The organism is Blautia sp. aa_0143 (assembly GCF_004167315.1).
Classification (GTDB): domain Bacteria; phylum Bacillota; class Clostridia; order Lachnospirales; family Lachnospiraceae; genus Blautia_A; species Blautia_A fusiformis.
In genome coordinates this window covers 1-6,849 of the sequence record NZ_RCXU01000056.1, presented here as the reverse complement: position 1 = coordinate 6,849, position 6,849 = coordinate 1, and the positions used below count along the sequence as shown (strand labels likewise).

At 42.3% G+C, this 6,849-nt stretch carries 5 protein-coding genes; all 5 read left to right on the top strand.

Annotation, left to right across the window (positions count from 1 at the left end; all coding sequences use genetic code 11):
• Positions 1-272 precede the first annotated feature (272 nt).
• The 5 genes from EAI83_RS16695 to EAI83_RS16675 are packed head-to-tail and all read left to right on the top strand — an operon-like array spanning position 273 to position 6,600.
• The gene (locus EAI83_RS16695; protein ID WP_334295416.1) at positions 273-2,321 is read left to right on the top strand and encodes a polysaccharide biosynthesis protein; all 2,049 of its coding nucleotides are present in this window, start codon (positions 273-275) and stop codon (positions 2,319-2,321) included.
• 50 nt (positions 2,322-2,371) lie between these two features.
• Positions 2,372-3,577 carry a DegT/DnrJ/EryC1/StrS family aminotransferase gene (locus EAI83_RS16690; protein ID WP_129976244.1) on the top strand — a complete coding sequence of 402 codons (1,206 nt, stop codon included), beginning with the start codon at positions 2,372-2,374 and terminating at the stop codon, positions 3,575-3,577.
• Positions 3,574-4,773 carry an ATP-grasp domain-containing protein gene (locus EAI83_RS16685; protein WP_092069194.1) on the top strand — a complete coding sequence of 400 codons (1,200 nt, stop codon included), beginning with the start codon at positions 3,574-3,576 and terminating at the stop codon, positions 4,771-4,773. Before EAI83_RS16690 ends, EAI83_RS16685 begins: the two co-directional genes overlap by 4 nt.
• 15 nt (positions 4,774-4,788) lie before the next feature.
• Positions 4,789-5,379, top strand: a complete 591-nt coding sequence (locus EAI83_RS16680) for a sugar transferase (protein ID WP_022426282.1) — start codon at positions 4,789-4,791, stop codon at positions 5,377-5,379.
• A 15-nt stretch (positions 5,380-5,394) separates the two neighbouring features.
• Positions 5,395-6,600: an ATP-grasp domain-containing protein gene (locus EAI83_RS16675; protein WP_129976242.1), complete on the top strand. Its 1,206-nt coding sequence runs from the start codon at positions 5,395-5,397 to the stop codon at positions 6,598-6,600.
• Positions 6,601-6,849: the final 249 nt, after the last annotated feature.

Here is a 6,849-nt window from a genome sequence, read left to right as displayed (position 1 = left end):
TCCGGTGAGGAGTTATTTGTTTATAGGTAACAAAAAATGCCGTATTTATGCGGCTTGTGGCGTTTCGCAAACGCCTAGATAAGTTATAAATATAAAAGAGGAAGTAAAAAATGCAGATTTTATTGATCATGCTGATCGTAGTACTTCTTGCGTTCTCGGTCCTGCTTCTGGCGCTGGCAAAACAAAGTCCCAGGGAAAAGCAGACAGAAGACAAAGAGCAGGAAGAATACATCAGGGATTATGCAGAAACAGTAAGACAGACCGGAGGAAGTATGAAGAAGTTAGAACATTGGAAAGTAATTGCGATATATCTGATCATCTATGACATGATAGCTGTTAATTTTTCTTATTTTATGGCGCTGCTGGTGAGATTCGATTTTCGGTATTCCTCGATCCCCACAGACTATTTTGTCGCGTGGAGGAGTTTTGCACCAATCTATACCATTATCATCCTGGCAGTGTTCGGATGCATGCATCTGTATAACAGTGTATGGCGTTTCGCAAGCTTCCATGAGCTGATCAAGATCACGGTAGCAACTGTGATCACTGGCGTTCTGCATATTGTGGGTATCACGATCTTCTGGGGACGGATGCCGGCTTCCTATTATCTGATCGGTATCATGTTGCAGTTTTTCCTGACTGTAGGCGTACGTTTCTCCTATCGTTTTGTACTTCTTGAGCGGAACCGCAGAGAAAAGAGCGAGCGTGCGGAGCGGAGCAAAAACGTGATGATCATCGGTGCAGGAGAAGCGGGAAGGACCATTGTCCGGGAGCTTCAGAATGCAAAGGAAACCAATTCCAGAGTACGCTGCCTGATCGATGACAATCCGAATAAATGGGGAAGATACATGGAAGGCGTTCCGGTGGTAGGCGGAAGAGACGATATTTTTCTCAATGTGGACAAGTATCATATCAATCAGATCCTTCTTGCGATCCCGACGGCAACACCGCATCAGAAGCGGGATATCCTGAACATTTGCAAGGAAACCGGCTGCGAGCTGAAGCAGCTTCCTGGTGTATATCAGCTTGTAAACGGAGAAGTATCCCTGAGCAAGATGAAAAAAGTAGCAGTGGAGGATCTTCTCGGACGAGACACCATCAAAGTCAACATGTCAGAGATCTTTCAGTATCTGAAGGGCAAAAGGATCCTGGTAACAGGAGGCGGCGGTTCCATCGGAAGCGAGCTCTGCCGTCAGATCGCAGGTCATGAGCCGGAGCTTCTGGTGATCTTCGATATTTATGAAAATAACGCTTACGACATTGAGCAGGAACTGAAGGCCAGTTATCCGAACCTGAACCTGAAGGTACTAATTGGCTCCGTCCGTGACAGCAAAAGGATCAACTGGGTATTTGAAACCTATAAGCCGGAAATCGTATATCATGCAGCCGCACATAAGCACGTGCCGCTGATGGAGAACAGCCCATGTGAGGCGATCAAGAACAATGTGGTAGGAACCTATAAGACTGCATATGCGGCAATGATGAACGGCTGCCAGCGATTTGTGCTGATCAGTACCGACAAGGCCGTAAACCCGACCAACATCATGGGCGCCAGCAAACGACTCTGCGAAATGGTAGTCCAGAGCATGAACATGGTTAGCCACAACGGACACACCGACTGGCTGCCACGACTTGGCGGACACAGAAAAGAAACCCTGGATGCACTTCACGACAACGAAGGCCAGGCATATGTAAGTGAGAACCATACATCGAAAGCAGGAACCGGCACAGAATTCGTAGCTGTACGATTCGGAAACGTTCTGGGCAGCAACGGAAGCGTGATCCCGCTGTTCAAGCGCCAGATCGAAAAAGGCGGTCCTGTCACCGTCACACATCCGGACATCATCCGTTACTTTATGACCATTCCGGAGGCCGTAAGCCTTGTCCTCCAGGCAGGAACCTACGCCAAAGGCGGCGAGATCTTCGTCCTGGACATGGGAGCCCCGGTAAAGATCGACACCCTTGCCCGAAACCTGATCAAGCTTTCCGGCTACACCCCGGACGTAGACATCAAAGTCACCTACACCGGTCTCCGCCCAGGCGAAAAGCTCTACGAAGAAAAGCTGATGGCCGAAGAAGGCATGGAGAAAACTCCAAACGACCTCATCCACATCGGCAAACCCATCGAAATGGACGTACAGGAATTCTTCAAACAGCTGGAAGTCCTGGCAGCATATGGCTACGCCAACAGCGAAAAGATCCGAGACATCGTAGCCGCGATCGTACCGACCTATCACTCTGCGGATTCCGACCTGAAGCTGCATAAGAAGGTGTATGAGGAGCTGATGAGTGAGGCGGCTGTGGCTGCGGAGAAGAATTGATAACTGATCAATAATTTATATATATACGAAAACGAAGGAGTGTTGAAAAAATGAAAATCCCATTTTCACCGCCAGATATTACAGAGGCAGAAATCGAACAGGTAGCAGAGGCTTTAAGATCCGGATGGATCACAACAGGCCCGAAAACAAAAGAACTGGAAAGAGAAGTTGCGGATTTATACGGTACCAATAGAGCTGTATGCCTGAATTCGCAGACTGCATGTGCGGAAATGACACTTCGTCTTCTGGGAATTCACGAAGGCGATGAAGTGATTACTTGCGCTTATACCTATACCGCAAGTGCATCGGTGGTGTGTCATGTCGGGGCAAAGCTGGTTCTTATTGATACACAGGAAGATTCTCTGGAAATGGATTATAACAAGCTGGCAGAAGCTATTACAGAAAAAACAAAAGTGATCATTCCGGTGGATCTTGGCGGAGTGCCATGCGACTATGACAGGATCTTCTCTATCGTAGAAGAGAAAAAGAAGCTTTTCCATCCAGCCAATAAGCTTCAGGAAGCAATCGGAAGAGTTATCGTAATGGCAGATGCAGCCCATGCATTTGGTGCGACCTGGCATGGAAAACCAGTGGGCAGCATTGCGGATTTTTCAAACTTCAGCTTCCATGCAGTGAAAAACTTTACGACAGCGGAAGGCGGCGCTGTGGCATGGAGAGATATCAAAGGAATTGATAATGAAGAAATCTATCATCAGTACCAGCTGTTATCACTTCATGGTCAGTCAAAGGATGCCCTTGCCAAAACACAGCTTGGCGCCTGGGAGTATGACATCATCGGACCTTGGTTTAAATGCAATATGACCGATGTAGTTGCCGGAATCGGACTGGCGCAGATGAAACGGTATAAAGGTCTCCTTGCACGAAGAAAAGAGATCATCAGCAGATATGATGCAGCATTTAAACCACTTGGCATCGAAGTACTGGATCATTACAACGAAGAGCATCAGTCCTCCGGACACCTGTACATCACCAGAATCCCGGGAATCAATCTGGAGCAGAGACACGAGATCATCGTCAAAATGGCAGAAAAAGGGGTTGCCTGCAACGTACATTACAAACCACTGCCAATGATGACTGCTTATAAAAATATGGGATTTGATATCAAGGATTACTCGAATGCTTATAAGCGATTTGAAAATGAGATCACATTGCCGTTGCATACGAAGTTGACGGATGAGGAAGTGGAGTATGTGTGTGAGATGTTTTGTGGGATTGTGAAGGAATATATTAAATGAAAAAAATCATGATTTTGGGAGCAAGTATATTACAGCTTCCAGCGATAAAAAAGGCAAAGGAAATGGGTCTGGAAGTTGTAGTTGTCGATATGAATCCGGACGCAGTAGGCTTTCAGACAGAAGGAATCGAAAAAGAAATCATAAGCACGATTGATATACCTGAGATAGTGAAAGCCGCAAAAAGACATGCTATTGATGGAATCATGACACTTGCTACGGATATGCCAATGAGAGCAGTAGCGGCAGTGGCAAAGGAAATGAATTTGATTGGAATCAGTGCAGATACAGCTGTGAAAGCAACAAATAAAGCAGAAATGCGGAAGGCACTGAAAAAAGCAGGTGTTCCAATTCCTGTATTTTACAAAGTATCTACTAAAGAAGAATATCTGGAAGCAGTAGGAAAAATAAAAGAAGCAGGTTATCGATGTATTATAAAACCGGCAGATAATTCGGGAAGCAGGGGAATCGATCTGCTTAAAGATTATGACAGTGAAACTGTGGAAAAGGCTTATAACTACAGTAAGGAATCTTCAAGGTCCGGAGATCTCATGGTTGAAGAGTATATGGAAGGATCAGAGGTAAGTGTAGAAACTTTAAGTGTCAACGGCGTATGCCATGTTATTCAGATTACAGATAAGCTGACAACAGATGCACCATATTTTGTAGAAATGGGACATTCACAGCCATCAGGTCATACAGAAGAAATAAAAAAGCAGATAGCGGAGGTGGCTATTGCAGCGAATCACGCAATTGGTATTTCAAATGGACCATCCCATACAGAAATCAAAATAACGAAGGATGGACCTAAAGTTGTAGAGCTTGGAGCGCGGCTGGGAGGAGATAATATTACGACTTATCTTACGCCTCTTTCCACAGGTGTAGATATGGTTGAAAGTTGTATACGAATTGCACTTGGTGAAACTGCAGACTTAGAGCCTAAATTTCATAAAGCATCTGCTATAAGATATTTTAGAGTTGAGCAAGGTTTCATCAGAGATATCAGGGGACTTGAAGAAGCCAGAAAGATTCCAGGTGTAAAACAGATTTATGTTGTACATGGGATCGGGGAAAAAATGAATGGCATAAAGAGTAGTGGAGATCGCAGCGGCTTTGTAATCGCTCAGGCAGATACAGCTGAAGAGGCTGTAGAAATATGTGAAAAAGCACTGGATTTAATAGAAATAGAAATGGAGTAAGGGAAGTATAAATTCATGTATGAAAGATACATAAAAAGATGTTTGGATGTTATATTTGCAGTCATTGCACTGCCAATCGTATTAGTAGTCTGTATTATTTTTGGGGCACTGATCTGGCTGGAGGACAGAGGAACAATTTTTTATCTGGCAAAGAGAAGGGGAAAAGACGGGACAATCTTTAATATGTATAAGCTTCGTTCCATGAAGGTAAATGCGCCAGATATTAGAAATAAGGATAATTCAACTTTTAACAGTGCAGATGATCCAAGAGTAACAAAAATCGGAAAGCTGATGAGAAAAATTTCAGTTGATGAGCTACCGCAGGTATTTAATATTCTGAAAGGAGACATGAGCTGGATCGGACCAAGGCCAGTAACAACAGACAGACCATTGTCTGAGTATGACCAGAAAAGAAAAGATCGTTTAAAAGTAAAACCAGGCATTACAGGGTATACACAGGCCTATTATCGAAATAATATTTCGCAGGAGGACAAACTGGCTTTGGATGCAAAATATGCACAAAAAGTAACATTTCTGGGAGATTTGAAGATTTTCTTTAAAACAATTGAAACTGTAGTATGCAGAAAAAATGTTTATACAAATTAGAAGGGAGAAGAAAAAATGGGTGTTGAAGGAAAAAGACTTTTAGTATTAGGTGCTGGAAGAGGACAGATCGGACTATATAAAGCAGCAAAAGAGATGGGAATCACAACAATTGCAGGAACCATGCCTGATAATAATCCTCCAGGAATTCCTCTGGCAGATGAAGTGTGCTTTATGAATATCGCAAATCCTGATGAGGTTGCTAAAAAAGCAGCGAAGCTTAAATTGGACGGAGTGGCTACTTGCTGTCTGGATACAGGGATTTCAGCTCTTGGAAAAACCTGTGATTCTTTAGGATTAACAGGACTTCCGGAAAAAGCAGCCATCATGTGTAATGATAAGTCAAAAATGAAAAAAGCATTTATGGAATACGGTGTAAGTACAGCACAGTATTTTGAAATTTCCAGTGAAGAGGAATTAAAAAATGCATTGGATAAAATTAAATTACCAGTGATCATTAAAGCAACGGATTTACAGGGAAGTAATGGAATTTACATAGCAAAAACAGAAAAAGATGCCTATGACGGATTTCATGCAGCAATGGGATTAACAAAAAGATCGTACTGTATTGTAGAAGAGTTCATAGAAGGATGGGAATTTGGTGCGCAGGCATTTGTATATAACAATGAGGTACTTTTTGTTATGCCACATGGTGACGAAACTTATATGAGCCATACGGCAGTACCGGTAGGCCATTATGTTCCGCTTGACTGTGATGAAGATGTTCACAAACAGACAGAAATAGCAGTAAAAAGCGCAATCAAGGCATTGGGATTAAATAACTGTGCAGTAAATGTGGATCTGATCCTCCGGGATAATAAAGTGTATGTCATTGAGCTTACCGGACGTGTAGGTGCAAACTGCCTTCCAGAGCTTGTGGAAATCAACTTTGGAATCGAATATTACAAAATGATCGCAGCAATGGCTGTTGGAGAAAATCCGTTGGAGTATTGGGAAAAGAAACGTGAGACTACAAAAGCCGGACTTGCAAAGATGATTTTGGAAACACATCAGGGAGGTATTCTTGACTATATAAAATCAAATAATAATGACAGTGAAGATGTTTTAGAAATAACATTTTTTAAACATGAAGGGGACAACATAAGAGTATTTGAAAATTCTAATGATTGTATAGGCCAAGTGATAGTACAGGGTAATAATCATGAAGAGTGTGAAATTACATTGAATAGTATACTGAAAAATATTGAAATGAAATTAAAATAGAGTATTTATAAAATTATGTATCAAATACAGGGAGTTTGAAAAGTTAGATATTATGAAAACATTGTGCATATTTGCAAATGAGTTTCCATATGGCAGTTGGGAAGCATATCTTGAAACAGAAGTGAAATTTTATTCAGAGTTCGATAAAGTATATATTTTTTCACTTCAATTAAGCCTGCAAATAAAAAGTCAAGGCTAAATTGAAAGAACATTGAAAATTTTATACAGGTTGAAAATTGGGTATCAAAA